14 protein-coding genes are annotated in these 14,124 nt (G+C 70.2%); 8 read left to right on the forward strand and 6 right to left on the reverse strand.

The window, feature by feature from the left end; genetic code table 11:
* Positions 1-4 precede the first annotated feature (4 nt).
* The 4 genes from J3P44_RS04290 to J3P44_RS04305 all read right to left on the reverse strand — a co-directional run bounded on the left by J3P44_RS04290 (position 5) and on the right by J3P44_RS04305 (position 6,563).
* Positions 5-1,693 carry a PEP-utilizing enzyme gene (locus J3P44_RS04290; protein WP_255888990.1) on the reverse strand — a complete coding sequence of 563 codons (1,689 nt, stop codon included), beginning with the start codon at positions 1,691-1,693 and terminating at the stop codon, positions 5-7.
* Between the two features lie 128 nt (positions 1,694-1,821).
* Positions 1,822-4,539 (reverse strand): Ig-like domain repeat protein, encoded by a 2,718-nt coding sequence (locus J3P44_RS04295; protein ID WP_255888991.1) that lies wholly within the window; start codon positions 4,537-4,539, stop codon positions 1,822-1,824.
* 303 nt (positions 4,540-4,842) lie between these two features.
* Positions 4,843-5,079 carry a hypothetical protein gene (locus tag J3P44_RS04300; protein ID WP_255888992.1) on the reverse strand — a complete coding sequence of 79 codons (237 nt, stop codon included), beginning with the start codon at positions 5,077-5,079 and terminating at the stop codon, positions 4,843-4,845.
* 239 nt (positions 5,080-5,318) lie between these two features.
* The gene (locus J3P44_RS04305; protein WP_255888993.1) at positions 5,319-6,563 is read right to left on the reverse strand and encodes a D-arabinono-1,4-lactone oxidase; all 1,245 of its coding nucleotides are present in this window, start codon (positions 6,561-6,563) and stop codon (positions 5,319-5,321) included.
* A gap of 230 nt (positions 6,564-6,793) precedes the next feature.
* On the opposite strand from J3P44_RS04305, the gene J3P44_RS04310 reads away from it, so the two are divergent.
* Genes J3P44_RS04310 through J3P44_RS04340 form a run of 7 tightly spaced genes read left to right on the forward strand, consistent with a single transcriptional unit; the run spans position 6,794 to position 11,431 of the window.
* Positions 6,794-8,059, forward strand: a complete 1,266-nt coding sequence (locus J3P44_RS04310) for a TadA family conjugal transfer-associated ATPase (RefSeq protein WP_255888994.1) — start codon at positions 6,794-6,796, stop codon at positions 8,057-8,059.
* Entirely contained in the window at positions 8,059-8,913 is an 855-nt protein-coding gene (locus J3P44_RS04315; RefSeq protein WP_255888995.1) for a type II secretion system F family protein, read from the forward strand. Before J3P44_RS04310 ends, J3P44_RS04315 begins: the two co-directional genes overlap by 1 nt.
* The gene (locus J3P44_RS04320) at positions 8,910-9,851 is read left to right on the forward strand and encodes a type II secretion system F family protein (protein ID WP_255888996.1); all 942 of its coding nucleotides are present in this window, start codon (positions 8,910-8,912) and stop codon (positions 9,849-9,851) included. The genes J3P44_RS04315 and J3P44_RS04320 overlap by 4 nt, the downstream gene beginning before the upstream one ends.
* Positions 9,852-9,891: 40 nt before the next feature.
* Positions 9,892-10,089, forward strand: a complete 198-nt coding sequence (locus J3P44_RS04325) for a hypothetical protein (RefSeq protein ID WP_255888997.1) — start codon at positions 9,892-9,894, stop codon at positions 10,087-10,089.
* Positions 10,090-10,494, forward strand: coding sequence for a TadE/TadG family type IV pilus assembly protein (locus J3P44_RS04330; protein WP_255888998.1), 405 nt, complete (start codon positions 10,090-10,092; stop codon positions 10,492-10,494).
* Entirely contained in the window at positions 10,491-10,970 is a 480-nt protein-coding gene (locus J3P44_RS04335; RefSeq protein ID WP_255888999.1) for a hypothetical protein, read from the forward strand. Before J3P44_RS04330 ends, J3P44_RS04335 begins: the two co-directional genes overlap by 4 nt.
* Entirely contained in the window at positions 10,967-11,431 is a 465-nt protein-coding gene (locus J3P44_RS04340) for a Tad domain-containing protein (protein ID WP_255889000.1), read from the forward strand. The genes J3P44_RS04335 and J3P44_RS04340 overlap by 4 nt, the downstream gene beginning before the upstream one ends.
* 41 nt (positions 11,432-11,472) lie before the next feature.
* Here the strand turns inward: J3P44_RS04340 and J3P44_RS04345 are convergent, their stop codons facing one another.
* Positions 11,473-11,838, reverse strand: a complete 366-nt coding sequence (locus tag J3P44_RS04345) for a nuclear transport factor 2 family protein (protein WP_255889001.1) — start codon at positions 11,836-11,838, stop codon at positions 11,473-11,475.
* A gap of 117 nt (positions 11,839-11,955) precedes the next feature.
* Between J3P44_RS04345 and J3P44_RS04350 the strand changes: the two genes are divergently transcribed.
* Positions 11,956-13,035 carry an RNA polymerase subunit sigma-70 gene (locus J3P44_RS04350; RefSeq protein ID WP_255889002.1) on the forward strand — a complete coding sequence of 360 codons (1,080 nt, stop codon included), beginning with the start codon at positions 11,956-11,958 and terminating at the stop codon, positions 13,033-13,035.
* Here J3P44_RS04350 and J3P44_RS04355 read toward each other — a convergent pair.
* Positions 12,974-14,008: an RNA polymerase subunit sigma-70 gene (locus J3P44_RS04355; RefSeq protein WP_255889003.1), complete on the reverse strand. Its 1,035-nt coding sequence runs from the start codon at positions 14,006-14,008 to the stop codon at positions 12,974-12,976. The genes J3P44_RS04350 and J3P44_RS04355 overlap by 62 nt on opposite strands.
* Between the last annotated feature and the right edge of the window lie 116 nt (positions 14,009-14,124).

Raw genomic sequence — 14,124 nt, forward strand, 5'->3', positions numbered from 1 at the left:
CGGTTCAGGACCCGGCGGACACGAGCACGTGGACCTCGCCGGTCGTGCCGTCCACGCGGACGCGGTCACCGTCGCCGATCACGCTGGTCGCCTCGCGGGTGCCGACGACCCCCGGAATGCCGTACTCGCGAGCGACGATCGCCGCGTGGCTGAGCTGGCCGCCCCGGTCGGTGACGATCGCGCCGAGGAGCGGCAGCACCACGTTGAAGTACGGCGAGGTGTTGCGGGTGACGAGGACGTCGCCCTGGCGGATCCGCCCGAAGTCGGCCGAGCTGCCGATCACTCGGGCGGTGCCTTCATAAGTGCCGGCGTTGACCGAGAGGCCGTGCAGGACGGTGTCGGTGTTGGCTGCCTCGGAGAAGCCGAACAGGTTGGCGAGCGCCGCGTCCACGGCACGCGCTCCACGGCGCGCACCCGCTGGGAGGATCTCCGCCGGCGGTGGGGGCGCGGGCATCGCGTTGAGGAACGGCGGCGCGTCCTCGGACGTGTGCGTGGTCCGCCACTCGTGATGCGCGGCCGCCTCGGCGGGACTGGGTCCGGGCTGCCCCCGGAGCAGCGCGCTGAGCTCGTCGACCTGAAGGTCGACCGCGTGTGCCGGGTCGAGCAGGAGCCCACGCGCGTGCAGCCGCCGCCCCGCCTCGAGCAGCGCCCGTCGCGCGAGTCCCGTGGCCCAGCCATCCGAGTAGACCCCGCGCTCGTCGCGCAACCGGTTGACGAGCCGGGCCTCGGCCACCAGCTCGTCGAACTGGGCCCGGTGCTCTGCCGGGACCCGCGAGCGGAGCGTCTCCAGCGCGGTGTCGTCGGTCGGGCGCGTCGGCGTCCCAGCGGACGCGGTCGTCAGGGCTTCGAGCATCACCTCTGGCATCTCGCCAGCCGTGAGGTCGCCGACGTCGTAGCCGACCGACCGGTAGCGCACGGCCTCGACGTACGCACGTACGGCTGGCCCGACGTCCGGGTCGACGGACAACGCCTCGATCCGCTCAGCCGAAGACGCGTCGGAGCGAAGCACGGCCAGTGCGTTGTCGTTGGCCGCGAGCGCGTCGCCCGCCTTGACCAGCTCGTCGGCCGCGAATCCCTTGGAGATGGGCGACGAGCCCCTGAGTAGGCCGCAGACCTCGCCCGGACTCGCATCGGTCCACGAGACGACCTGAGCGATGAGGTCGCCGGTCAGCACGATGGCAGTGGCCGTGTACTTGTGGTGCAGCTCGACCATCCGCGACCCGTGCTCGATGCATCGCTCGAGATGTGTGATCAGGCCTTCGTCGGACAGCGCCGTCACGTCGATGACCTGGATCGCCTTGTGCTGCTCGATCGCCGCCGGCTTGTCCTGCGTGTCCCAGGTCTTCAAGTCCTCGCGCCACTGCTTGGCCTCGAAGGCACGAACCGATGTCGCGATCCGCGCGCGCATCTTCGGGTGCAGCCGCGTCAGGAGCCAGAGGATCGGCGCGGGCGGCGGACCACTCGCACCCTTGGGCGCGAGGTAGGCGACCGGCTGCATGTACAGGAACCCGTTGACGAGCGCGGGCTGGAGATAGTCCAGGAGCATCCCGTAGCGGGCCATCCCCTCGGCGAAGCCGCGTGGGAACGCCTCGATGACCGCCGCTCCATTGGATCGGGCGAACGGACGGGAGAAGTGGGTCGAGTCGAGCTCCCACGGTCCCTTCCCGGGCGCCTCGAAGATGACCTCGTCCATGAGAGCTTCCCCTTCCCTCCTTCGCAACGTAGCCCGGTGTCCACCTGACGTCACCGCCGTGGACCGGATCGACGTCGATGGTTTAGACCAGTGCGGGGCGATAGGCGCGGTTGAGCCCTGCAGCCAGGTCAGCGCACGACCTTCACGGTCGTGACCGTGGTGCGGGTGCCGACGCGGGTGCCGATGTTCCACCAGGTGTGGTGGCGCATCGAGTGCGTGAAGGTCACGCCCAGCGCCCACGTGAACTTGTCGATGCGCTTGAACGGGATGCCGCCTCCGGCCGGTGGGCGCGGTGTGTGGGACGCGTAGACGTAGCTCGGACGCGTCGCCGCCTCGACCAGCACCGTGTAGGTGCGGCCGCGGTGGACGACGTAGTGTCCGTGCTCCATGGACGCCCCACGGATGACCACGGCCGCGGTGCGGGCGACCACGCGGGTGCTGCTGCGGTTGCCGGCGCGGTCAGTCGCGACGGCGACGTAGACGACCCGGTTTCCCTTGGTCGTACGCCTGACCTTGCACGTGGCGACCCCCGAGTGGCGGTCGGTCGCCCGGCAGCCGGCGACCGGCCCGTTGGCGAAGTAGGTCGCTCCGGCCCGGACCCCTGTCACCCGGACGACCGGACGGACGGCGTCGATGTTGATGCCCTTGACCACCGCGGTGTCAGCACCACCGTCGGCGGCGATGATCGTGCGAGTGACCGTCTGGCCGGCGGCGTTGCGCGACAACCTCACGGGAGCAGGGCACGGGTTGGTCAGCGGTGAACCGGACTCCTTGCAGGCGAAGCTGACCGTCACGGGCGTGGAGTACCACCCGTTGCGGCGGGCCTTGTTGCTCGACACGGTCGCGGTGATGGCTGGATCACGACGAGCCGTCGAGGCCGATGAGCCGGTGAAGGCGGCATTGCCGGCGTACACCGACGAAACCTCACGGGTGCTCCCCGCGGGGACCTCGTAGGTCAGGGTCGCCGTACCTCGGGTGAGGGTGGCGGTGCCGACTTCGGTGCCGGCGACGTAGAACCGCACGCTGCCGGTCGGGTCGCCCGCGCCCGGAGCCACGGGGGCGACCGCTGCCGTGATGGCGGTGCCCGTCACGGACACCGCGGAGGTCGTGGCGGCCTTGTCGACCGTCAGGGTCGCGGGCGTGGCGGTGGAGGTGGCGTACCGGTTGGTGTCCGAGGGTGTGAAGACCGCGCCCACGGGGTGGGCGCCAACCGCGAGCTTGGAGCCGGTCAGCTCGGGACTCCTGGCGGTGCCGTCCGAGGCGGGTGCGACTGGGGCGCCGACCGGAGCCCCGTCGACTGTGAACTGCACCGACCCTTCCGTGGTGTTGCCCACCAGGACCGTGGCCCTCGCCAGCTGGCCGTAGACCACCTCGCTGGTCGGCAGCGTCACCACGGTGGTGGTGGCCTCGTGCACGACATCGATCTGCTGGGTTGCCGTCGGGGCGGCGGTGTGGTCGGCGTCGCCGGCCTGGTCTGCGGCGATCACGCAGCGTCCGACGTGGTCGAAGCTGACCAGGTCACCGGTGATGGAGCAGGCGTCGTTGGTCGTCGTGCCGTGGACCGAGAGGGTGACCGGCTGCGCGGATCCGCCGCCGGACGTCTCGACGGTGTAGCTCCCGCCCACCGAGGCGGGGGAGGGAGGTGAGGACGTGAAGGTGATGGCCTGCGGGCCGGCGCCGACCGTCATGGTCTGGTCAACGGTCGGCGCGGGGAAGTAGCCGTCGTTGCCGGCCTGGTCCGCTGACACCACACACTGACCGACGTGGCTGAAGGTGACCATGCCGGCCGGCGTGACGGTGCAGGCCGAGCTGCTGGTGCTGAAGGTGACGGGGTTGCCCGATGCGCCACCGGTGGCGGTCGCCGCGTAGGTGGTCCCGACCACGGGCTGTGCAGGCGGCGTCGAGGTGAAGGTGATCTCCTGGCTGGTGAGCAGGGCGATCACCGAGATCGTGTTGTCGGCGTTCGCGACGTAGGCCCGACCGGTCATCGGGTCGACCTCGACGGACTGGGGATTGTCGCCGACCGGGACGGTGCCGTCGACGGAGTTGTCGGTCAGGTCGATCACCGAGACTGTGTCGTCATTGCGGTTGGTGACGAAACCGGTGCTCTTCGCGGGGTCGACGGCCATGTCCGAGGGGCCGCTCCCGGCGTTGAAGGTGCCGAGGTTGGTCTCCGTCGTCGTGTTGACCACCGAGACGCCGTTGGCGTTGTTGTTGACGACGTAGGCGCGTTGGCCGATCGGGTCGACAGTGACCTGGATGGGGCCGGCGAAGCCTTCGACGCTGTTGGTGTGCGTGGTCCCGGTGATGACGGCCAAGGTGCCGCCGAAGAGCGTGGCCGCATAGGCCTTGTGGGTGGTCGGGTCGACGTCCACCGCCCACGGGCGGCTGCCGACGATGTTGGTGTTCGTGCGGGTGGCCGGAGTCACCGTGGTGTCGAACACCGACACGACCTGCGAGTCGTAGTTGGTGACGTACACCGTGTGCGTGGTGGGGTCGACCGCGACGCCGATCGGGTTGCTGAGCCCGCCGAGCGAGCCGACGACCGTGTTGCTGGTGGTGTCGATCACGGCGAGCGAGTTCGCACCGCCGCCGCGCACGACGTACGCGCGGTGGGCGCTCGAGTCGACCGCGATCCGGCCCGGGTTGGTCACCGGGATCGTGGTCTCGACGGTGTTGGTGGCCAGGTCGAGGACCGACACGACCCCCGCTCCGGACTTCGAGACGTAGAGCGACTGGTTGGCGGTGTCGATGCCCATGCCGCTGCCCATGCCGCTGCCCATCGGAACGGTGGCGATCACGGCGTGCGACGTCGCGGCGGTCGCGGCCGTCGCGGACACGGCCACGGCGGCACCTGCGGCCAGCGTCACCGTGAGGGCGCCGACGATCAGCTTCCTGGCCGAACGGGCGGTGGATGATGCGCGACGGGCGGCGCCCGAGCGAGGGGATGCAGGCGGACAGGCGGCCGTGCCCGAGATGTTGTGAATGATGGTGGGATCCCTTGCGATCGAGGGTCGACCCGTGCGCGTCGACAGGTTCTGATCCTCACATCCGCCCGGACCCGTGTCCGACGTTCGCCGTTATCCGGTGCTCGCCCGCTCTGCGTAGTGGTCGTGGGCTCCAGGAGCGTGGGTCGTCGGGAGTGCGCGCTAGTCGATGGATTCGATCCGGTCTCTGAGAGCGCGGAGCTGGTCCCACGTGACGGCCGTGTCGTGGTCGCTGTCGTCGAGCGCACGTCCGCGCTCGAGTGCCATCAGCTGGAGCTGGACGAACAGGTTCTCCTTGCGTAGCTGGAGGTTCTCCAGCTCGAGCTTGCGGACCCGGGCCGTCAGGTCTTCGAGGGCTAACGGGATGTGGTCGTGGGGGATGGTGTCGTGCTCTGGCACGATCGGGTCCTTTCGTGGTGGAGGCGCCCGAGGCTAGGTAGTTGTCAAGTCAACAACCTTGATACGCGCTCCGCTCCGTTTTGTCATCCGGGCCCAGCAGCGCAGGCTCGCGTCGAGCGTGTCGAGGATGCGAGCCCAGCTCTCGGCTGAGACGCTGTCGGTCGAGGAAACGGGTCGCGCGGCTGCGCACGAACCTCGACGCCTTCCTCGCGCGGTGCTGCAGCGGGTCTGACCCTTCCTCAAGCGAACAGCGGGCGCAGATGGTTGTTGAGGAAGACGCCCTCGGGGTCCAGCTCGCGGCGGAGAGCGATGAAGTCGTCCGCGCGTGGATAGTTCTTGTGCAGTCGCTCGGGCGTGAGGAAGTGCAACTTGCCCCAGTGGACCCGCGCCCCGAAATCGGCCAGCAGTGCGTCGACCGATCTCAGGTAGCTCCAGTAGTCGGTGCCCGGCTTGCCGGACACAGAGATGACGGCCGTGGCGGTCTTGTACTGCGGTGAGAGGAATGCTTCGTCCGCGCCGACTGTCCGCACTTCCAGCGGGTACACGGAGTCCGGGAGGCTCGCGAGCATGAGCTCCCTCACGGCATGCAGGGCCTCCGGGGCACGCTCCAGCGCCACGAAGTACTCGAGCTCGTGGAAGTTGGGGTCGTAGACCATGGGGAAGATCCGGTAGCAGCGGTCGACACGGCGGCCCTCGGTGTCGTCGTCCGCGACATCCGGGCCGACCTCGTCGTAGACCTTCACGTAGCACCGGTCGGCCAATCGCTCGCCGTGACCGTCGAGGTTGTACAGCGCGGCCGACTGTTCGGTCGGCAGCCAGAAGAACCCGAAGTGACGGTGCTGTGAAACGAGCTCGTCCCAGTTCTCCATCACCTCCTCCCAGGATCGCAGGTCGACCTGCTCGCGCAGGCGGTAGGCGTCGGTCACTTCGAGCTCGAGCCGCGTGATGACGCCGAGCATCCCCACGGCGACCTGCGCGGCGTGCAAGAGGTCGGGGTCGCTGTCGTCGATGTCGCGCAGCTCACCGGTCGCGGTCACGAGCCGTACGCCGCGCACCACACCCGACAGGCTCGTGTAGCGGGTGCCCGAGCCGTGCGTGCCAGTGGCGACCGCCCCCGCGATCTGCTGGGTGTCGATATCGCCCTGGTTGCGCAACGCGAGGCCGGCCTTCCACAGCGGCTCGTAGAAGTCGTGGATTCGCGTAGCGGCGAGCGCGGTCGCGCGCTTGGTCTCCGAGTCCGTGTCCACGACGCCGCTCAACGCCCTGAGATCGAGCAGCACCCCGTCGGTCTCGACGACCGGCGTGAACGAGTGCCCGGCACCGGCAACTCGCACGCCGACGCCACGCTCAGCGGCCTGCCTGACAAGCGCGGCGACCTCCTCCTCGTCGCGAGGCGTGGCCGCGAAGGCCGGCGAGAAGGACTGGTTTCCCACCCAGTTCGTCCACGTCGATGTCGGCAGGTCGGTGAGCGCGATTCGGGCCATGAGTCCTCCAGCAGTCGGCGACCCCGGGCTCAGCCTGATCAGTAGCCAGGTCGCCGTCAAGGATCAGGGACCGTGCTGCCCGGGTGGGCTCCTCCACAACCTTTACCTTCCCCCTGTTTCGCCGCATTCGCGCTGGGTAGTTTGACGCTGCACGTTCTCGGGACAACAGGGGCACCGCCATGGCAGCGGAAAGACTGGCAACGGATCGACACACGCTCGATCGTTCGCAGGTGCTGGCGCGCCCGGACGCCCACCTCGACCTGGTGCAGCGACTCGACAGCCAGGTGCGCGAGCGGGTTCGCCGCGAGGGCGTCGACCCGCAGCGCGAGGCGGTCGTCGTACGCCGCATCGCCGAGGACGTCGTGCGTGACCACGACCAGCTCAGCCTGACCGGCGCCGTCGCACCGATCGCCGACGACGGCGCGATGGTCGGCGAGCTGGTGGCGAGGGTGTCGGGTTTCGGTCCGCTTCAGCCGTTCCTCGACGACCCGGAGGTCGAGGAGGTCTGGATCAACGACCCCAGCCGGGTCTTCATCGCCCGCCGGGGTCGCCACGAGCTGACCAACCTGCGGCTCGACGCCGCACAGGTCAACGAGCTCGTCGAGCGGATGCTCAAGTCGAGCGGACGTCGCCTCGACATCAGTACGCCCTTCGTGGACGCGATGCTGCCCGAGGGTCACCGCCTTCACGTCGTGCTCGAGGGCATCACCCGCGGCTTCACCGCGGTCAACATCCGCAAGTTCCTGCTCCGTGCGCACCGGCTCTCCGACCTGGTAGCGCTCGGCAGCTTGACCCCGCAGGCGGCCCGGTTCCTGGAGGCATCGGTGCGTGCCGGCCTCAACATCCTCGTCGCCGGCGGCACGCAGGCCGGCAAGACCACGATGCTCAACTGCCTGGCCGCGGCGGTGCCGGGCGGCGAGCGGGTGGTCAGTGCCGAGGAGGTCTTCGAGCTGCGGTTCAGCCACCCCGACTGGGTCGCCATGCAGACCCGCCAGGCCGGCCTGGAGCAGACCGGCGAGATCGTGCTGCGCGACCTCGTCAAGGAGGCGCTGCGGATGCGGCCGAGCCGCATCCTCGTCGGCGAGGTGCGTGCCGCGGAGTGCCTCGACCTGCTGCTCGCGCTCAACTCCGGCCTTCCCGGCATGTGCACGCTCCACGCCAACAGCGCACGCGAGGCGCTGGTCAAGATGTGCACCCTGCCGCTGCTGGCGGGCGACAACATCTCGGCCCGGTTCGTCGTGCCCACGGTGGCGACGTCGGTCGACCTGGTCGTCCACCTGGGCGTGGGCGCGGACGGCGTACGCCGCGTCAACGAGATCGTCTCGGTGCCGGGCCGGGTGGAGGCCGACGTCATCGAGGTCGAGCCGATCTTCGTGCGCCACGGCTCTGACCTGCGTCGAGCCGGCGGCGTGCCGGCGCGGCAGGAGCGCTACGAACGGGTGGGCATCGACGTCCACCAGGTGCTCGCCTCCGAGCCCGGACCGGGGGGTCCCTGATGGGTGCGTTGGTGGGTCTCGGGGTGGGCGTGGGCCTGCTTCTCATCTGGGCCGCGTTCGCCCTGCCGCGCACGCCCAAGACGTCTGCTCCCACGTCGTCGGCCCTGGGAGGCCTCCTCGCTCGCGCCGGGTTGAGTGACGTCACCTCGACCAGCGTGGTGTCCCTGTGCGCCGTGCTCTTCGCGGTCGCCTTCGCGGTCGTGCAGGCCGTGTCGCGGACAATGCCGGTCGCCGTCGTGTTCGCGGCGATGGCCGCCTACGTGCCGATCGCCGTGCTGCGGCAGCGAGCCGCGCGACGACTGCGTGACTTCGCCGAGGTGTGGCCCGAGGCGGTCGACAACCTGGCCAGCGCCGTACGAGCGGGACTGTCCTTGCCTGATGCCGTCGCGGCACTCGCAACGACCGGGCCGGAAGCACTGCGCACCGACTTCGCGCAGTTCGCCCTCGACTACCAGGTCACCGGCCGGTTCGGCGAGTGCCTCGACCGGTTGAAGGACCGCTTGGCCGATCCGGTGGGGGACCGGGTCATCGAGGGACTGCGCCTGGCCCGGGAGGTCGGCGGCGGTAACCTCGGTCGGCTGCTGCGCAACCTGTCGGGCTTCCTGCGCGACGACGCCCGCACCCGCTCCGAGCTCGAGTCGCGCCAGGCGTGGACCGTCAACGGCGCCCGCCTCGCTGTGTCCGCGCCGTGGATCGTGCTGCTGCTGATGTCGTTCCAAACCAGCGCCATCCGCCACTACGCCTCCCCGGGCGGTGTGCTGGTGCTGGGCATCGGCTTCCTCGTCTGCGTGCTCGCCTACGCCGCGATGATGCGGATCGGTCGCCTTCCTGTCGAGAAGCGGATCCTGTCGTGAGCACCTTGGCGCTGGGGGGCCTGCTGGGCGCGGTGGCCGGGGCTGGACTGGTGCTGGTCGCGGTGCGGCTCAGCGTGCTTCGTCGACCGCAGCTCGCCGAGCGCGTGCTGCCCTACCTGCGCGACCTGCCGCGCCGTGACCAGGGGCCGGCGCTGCGCACCGTCTCGTCCTCGCCGACGTCCGCGGCGGCCGGCATCTTCGGCCCGTCGCTGCGCTCGGCGGCCGACCTGGTGGAACGGGTGCTGGGCGGGAGCTCGTCCGTACGACGTCGGCTGCAGCGCGCCGGGTTGGACCGGACCGTGCAGGACTTCCGCATAGAGCAGGTCGTGTGGGGCCTGACGGGCTTCGGCGCGGCCGCGGCGCTCAGCCTGCTGCGGGCGCTCGGTGGCGTGGGCAGCGTCGGCTCGGCGGTCGTGTTCTGCCTGCTGGGGTTCGTCTGCGGGGTGTTCCTGCGCGACAACAGGCTCAGCACCCAGGTGAAGGCCCGCGAACGCCAGATCCTCACCGAGTTCCCCACGATCGCCGAGCTGCTGGCGCTTTCCGTCGCGGCTGGTGAGAGCCCGGTCTCGGCGCTGGACCGGGTCGTCCGCCGTAGTCACGGCGCGCTGTCCGAAGACCTCGCCGACGTGTTGGCGCGGATTCGCACGGGGGAGCCGGTGGGATCGGCGTTCGAGTCGCTCGCGCGAGCCACCGGCCTGCCGATCGTGGCACGGTTCGCGACCGGGATCACCGTGGCGATGGAGCGCGGCACCCCGCTGGCGGACGTGCTGCACGCGCAGGCAGCCGACGTCCGCGAGGCGGGCCGCCGGCTGCTCATCGAGACCGCGGCGCGCAAGGAGATCGCCATGATGGCGCCCGTCGTGTTCTTCGTGCTGCCGGTGACGATCCTGTTCGCCTTCTACCCCGGTGTGCTGGGCCTCCGGCTCACCACACCCTGACCCAGCACCCACTGACCAGAACCACCGAAAGGACACGACCATGCACCAGTCGCTCGCGGGACTGCTGTTCCACCTCACCCACCCCGCGCCGGGCCGCCGGCGCGACGATCGCGGCGACGTGCCGGGCTGGGTGATGGTGACCCTGATGACCGCCATCGTGATCGCAGGGCTGACCCCGTTCGTCGGCGACGAGCTCCGAGCCCTGCTCGATCGGGCGTTCTCGATGGTGAGCGACTAGGTGCCACGTCGCGCTCGCACCGGCGAGCGCGGAGCAGCAGTCGTCGACTTCGTCTTCGTCCTGCTGGTCCTGCTGCCGCTGGTGCTCGGCATCCTGCAGCTGGCGCTCGTGCTCCACGTGCGCAACACCCTCGCCTCAGCCGCGGCCGAGGGCGCTCGGCATGCTGCCGTCGCCGGCTCGTCCGCGCCGGCCGGCCAGGCGAAGGTCCAGGAGCTCATCAACGGTGCGCTCTCCCAGGATTTCGTCAGGTCGGTGAGCGTCCGTCCGGCCGTCGTCGGCGGGGCCGCCGGCTACGAGGCGGTGGTCGAGGCCGACGTGACGGTGCTGGGCCTGGGCGGTCCGGGCGTGCACGTGCGCGTCGAGGGTCACGCGATCGCCGAGGCGGCGAGCACGGTGCAGCCGTGAGTCGACGTCCGATCAGCAGGGCCCGTGACGAGACGGGCTCGGCCCTCGTCGAGTTCAGCTGGCTGGCGATCATCCTGCTGGTCCCGCTGATCTGGCTGGTCATCTCGGTCTTCGAGGTGCAGCGGGGTGCGTTCGCGACCAGCGCCGCCGCACGTGCGGCGGGTCGGGCGTACGCACTCGCTCCCGACGACGTCACAGGCGAGGCCCGCGCCCGGGCCGTGGTCGCCCAGGTGCTGGCCGACCAGGGCTCGCCCGGCCAGAAGGCGCGCGTCAGGATCACCTGCGCGGCTCCGGCGGGCGACTGCCACGTCGGCACCGCGGTGATCACCGTCAGGGTCCGCTCCGGCGTCGACCTGCCCTTCTTCCCGGCGATCCTCGGCAACGGTGCCGCGAGCTTCTCCCTCGGCGCCAGCCACACCGTGCCGATCGGTCAGTACGTCGAGAGCGCGACCGGCGACGGGGGAGCGGAGCCGTGATCGGTCGCCGACCCTCGCCCCTGCGCGACGAGCAGGGACAGGTGACCCTGCTGATCGTCGGCTTCGCGAGCATCCTGCTGATGGCGATCGTCACGCTCATCGACGCCTCCGCCGCCTACCTCCAGCGCCAGGGTCTCGACAACCTCGCGGACGGTGCCGCCCTCTACGGCGCCGACCTCGGCTCGGCCGGCGTCTACGAGCAGGGCCTGGACGCGCCACGGCTCACCCAGCAGGAGGCGGCGGTCGAAGCGGCCGTGCGGGCGTACCTGACGAAGGCCGGCGCCGAAGGCAAGTACCCCGGGATCGAGGTCGGTGTGCGGGTGGACCCGGTCAACCGCTCGGTGACCGTGCGGCTCGAGGCTCCACTCCACCTGCCCCTCACGATCCCTGGGTCCCCGAGCAACCCGAAGGTGACCGCGAGCAGCACCGCCGCGGTGACGGTGCAGCCCACAGGTGGGTAGTCGTCCGCGCTGGACCGGTGAGGCTCTCCCAGACCGCCCCTCTACTGCGGAGGTGCGAAGGAGAGGCGGTCGAAGACCAACGTGCTCTCCGCGATCCGTCCGCCACGGATCGTGAAGTGCTCGGCGGCCGGCGCAGTCGTCGTGGTCGCCGTGTGCGGGCAGTAGAACAGCAGCGCGTGCTCTTGGTCGCCGAAGGCTGCGATGTCCGTCAGGCCGGTGTTCACCTGGACGAATCCGTGCAGGTAGTCGCGGAAGGCCTCTTTCCCGGAGAGGTCGCCGCCGGGAGCACGACAGACGAAGCCGTCGTCGGCGACGTACGCCATCGCGGCGTCGACATCGCCACTCGTCCATGCTCGGTGATAGGCCAAGGCGACTCGAAGTGCCGCACTCTCGGTGTGCTCGGTCATCGTGTTCCCTTCTCGTGGTGGGCTGTCATCGGTATGACACCGGCCAGCCCCGGAACGGAACGGTCCTGCGCGAAATGGTGCGGGCGAGCGTCTGCGCCGGCGTGAGACGATCCCGCGGTGAGCGAAGCCATGCTCGATCGGGCGCGAGCTGGAGACGAGCAGGCGTTCCGCGAGCTCAGCGATCTGTATCGCAAGGAGCTCCAGCTGCACTGCTACCGGATCCTCGGGTCTCTCGCCGATGCCGAGGACATGCTGCAGGAGACGCTGCTCGCGGCGTGGCGCCACCTGCCCGATGCCGCCGGCGCTGACTCGCTGAGGGCGTGGCTCTACCGCATCGCCACCAACCGCTGCCTCAACGCCCTGCGAGCGAAGCGGCGTCGGCCACCCGAGCCGACCCCACCATTCGACCCCACCGAGCCGAGTCGTCGTACGGAGATCACGTGGCTGGAGCCCTATCCGGACGCCATGCTGCCCGCGATCCACGAGACGGCGCCGGGGCCGGAGGACGCCTACGATGCCAGGGAGGCCGTCCAGCTGGCGTTCATCGCCAGCCTGCAACGCCTGCCGCCACGCCAGTGCGCGATCGTGGTGCTGCGTGACGTTCTCGGCTTCTCCTTGGCAGAGGTCGCCGACATGCTCGGAACGACCGACACTGCCGTGAAGGGCGCACTGCAGCGGGCACGGGCGACGGTCAAGCGAGACGCCCCGCCTGATCCCGGGGGACTGTCCGCGACGTCAGCGTCCGCCAGCGAACGCGAGCTCGGCCGGCGCTTCGCGGAGGCGTTCCTCGACGACGACATCGACGCAGTCATCGCCCTGCTGACCGACAGTGCGTGGCTGGCGATGCCCCCGGCGCCGCACGAGTACCACGGCGCCGCGGCGATCACCGGCTTCCTCCGCGCGTACCTGTCCTGGCGCGGGCAGCGCGGGCATCGTCTCGTGCGCACCGGGGCCAACACCCAACCAGCGTTCGGCTACTACATCGCGAGGCCCGACGAGGACACCGCGGATGCCTCCGGAATCATCGTCCTCACGGTCGTCGGCGACCGGATCCAGGGCGTGACATGGTTCCTCGACGCCGACCTGCATCCGCGTTTCGACCTCCCCCAGACCGTGACCTTCGACCTGCCGGAGATCAGCTGGGCTCCAGGTGCGGGGGCAGCCCGAACCATTCGAAGACGGCGCTGCCGAAGGTGATGATCTCCGCGACCAGGCCGTCCTCGAGGCGCAGCACGTCCATGGCGAAGGGTTCGTAGGTCGGCGACCCGGGCCGGCGCAGGTACATCGCCACGGCCGGCTGTCCATTGGCCGTCGTGGTCCGGCACTTCCAGTCGGTGTAGTCGCCCCCACCGAAGCCGCCGTCGATCCAGCCCTGGACGGTCTCCTCGCGGCCGACCCAGACGCCTGGGTCCGGGGGCATCGCGAACCGTAGGTCCGAGCGGAGCAGTGCGGTGAGTCCGTCGATGTCGAGTGTCTCGTGGGCGCGGACGTACGCCGACACCAGCCTCCGCTCCTCCGGGCTGAGCCCGTGCTTCGATGGTGCGCTCCAGTCGAGCCGGCCGTCGGGCAGGTGGTCGCGCATGGTGGCCCGGGCCCGCTGGAGGGCGCTGTTCGCCGACGCGAGGGTGAGCTCGAGGGTGTCGGCCGTCTGCTGGGCCGGCCAGCCGAGCACGTCGCGGAGGATCAGGACGGCGCGCTGCCGCGCGGGCATGTGCTGGACGGCGATGATGAACGCCAGCTCGACGGTCTCCTTGGCCACCGCCCGCTCATGCGGGTCCTCCGGCTGGCTGTCGGGCCACGGCTGGAGGTAGAGGACTTCGGTGCCCGTTCCGCCCGCGCCCTGCAGCTCGATGGGGACCGGCGTGCGGTCTCGACGCTTCTCGAGGAAGTCCAGGCAGGCGTTGGTGGCGATCCGGTAGAGCCAGGTGCGCAGCGACGCCCGCCCCTGGAACGACTCGCGCTTCGCCCACGCGCGGAGGAACGTCTCTTGGGTCAGGTCCTGGGCGTCCTCGTAGGACGCGAGCATCCGGTAGCAGTGCACCAGCAGCTCGCGGCGGTATCGCTCGGTGAGCAACGCGAACCTGCCGGCGTCGCCGCTGCGGGCCACGTTGATGAACTCGGCCTCGTCGGCGCCGGTCGGGCTCGTCGGTCGGGGGTCGGTGGTCTCCACGGTGTCTCCTACGGTCGCAGGGGTGTCACCTGATGTCGACGGCCGAGCGCGCGAGAACTGATCGGTCGGAACACATCGAGCCACCGATGAGTTCTGCCCACCGGGGTCGTCAGCCT

Source organism: Nocardioides astragali (genome assembly GCF_024436375.1).
Classification (GTDB): Bacteria; Actinomycetota; Actinomycetes; order Propionibacteriales; family Nocardioidaceae; genus Nocardioides; species Nocardioides astragali.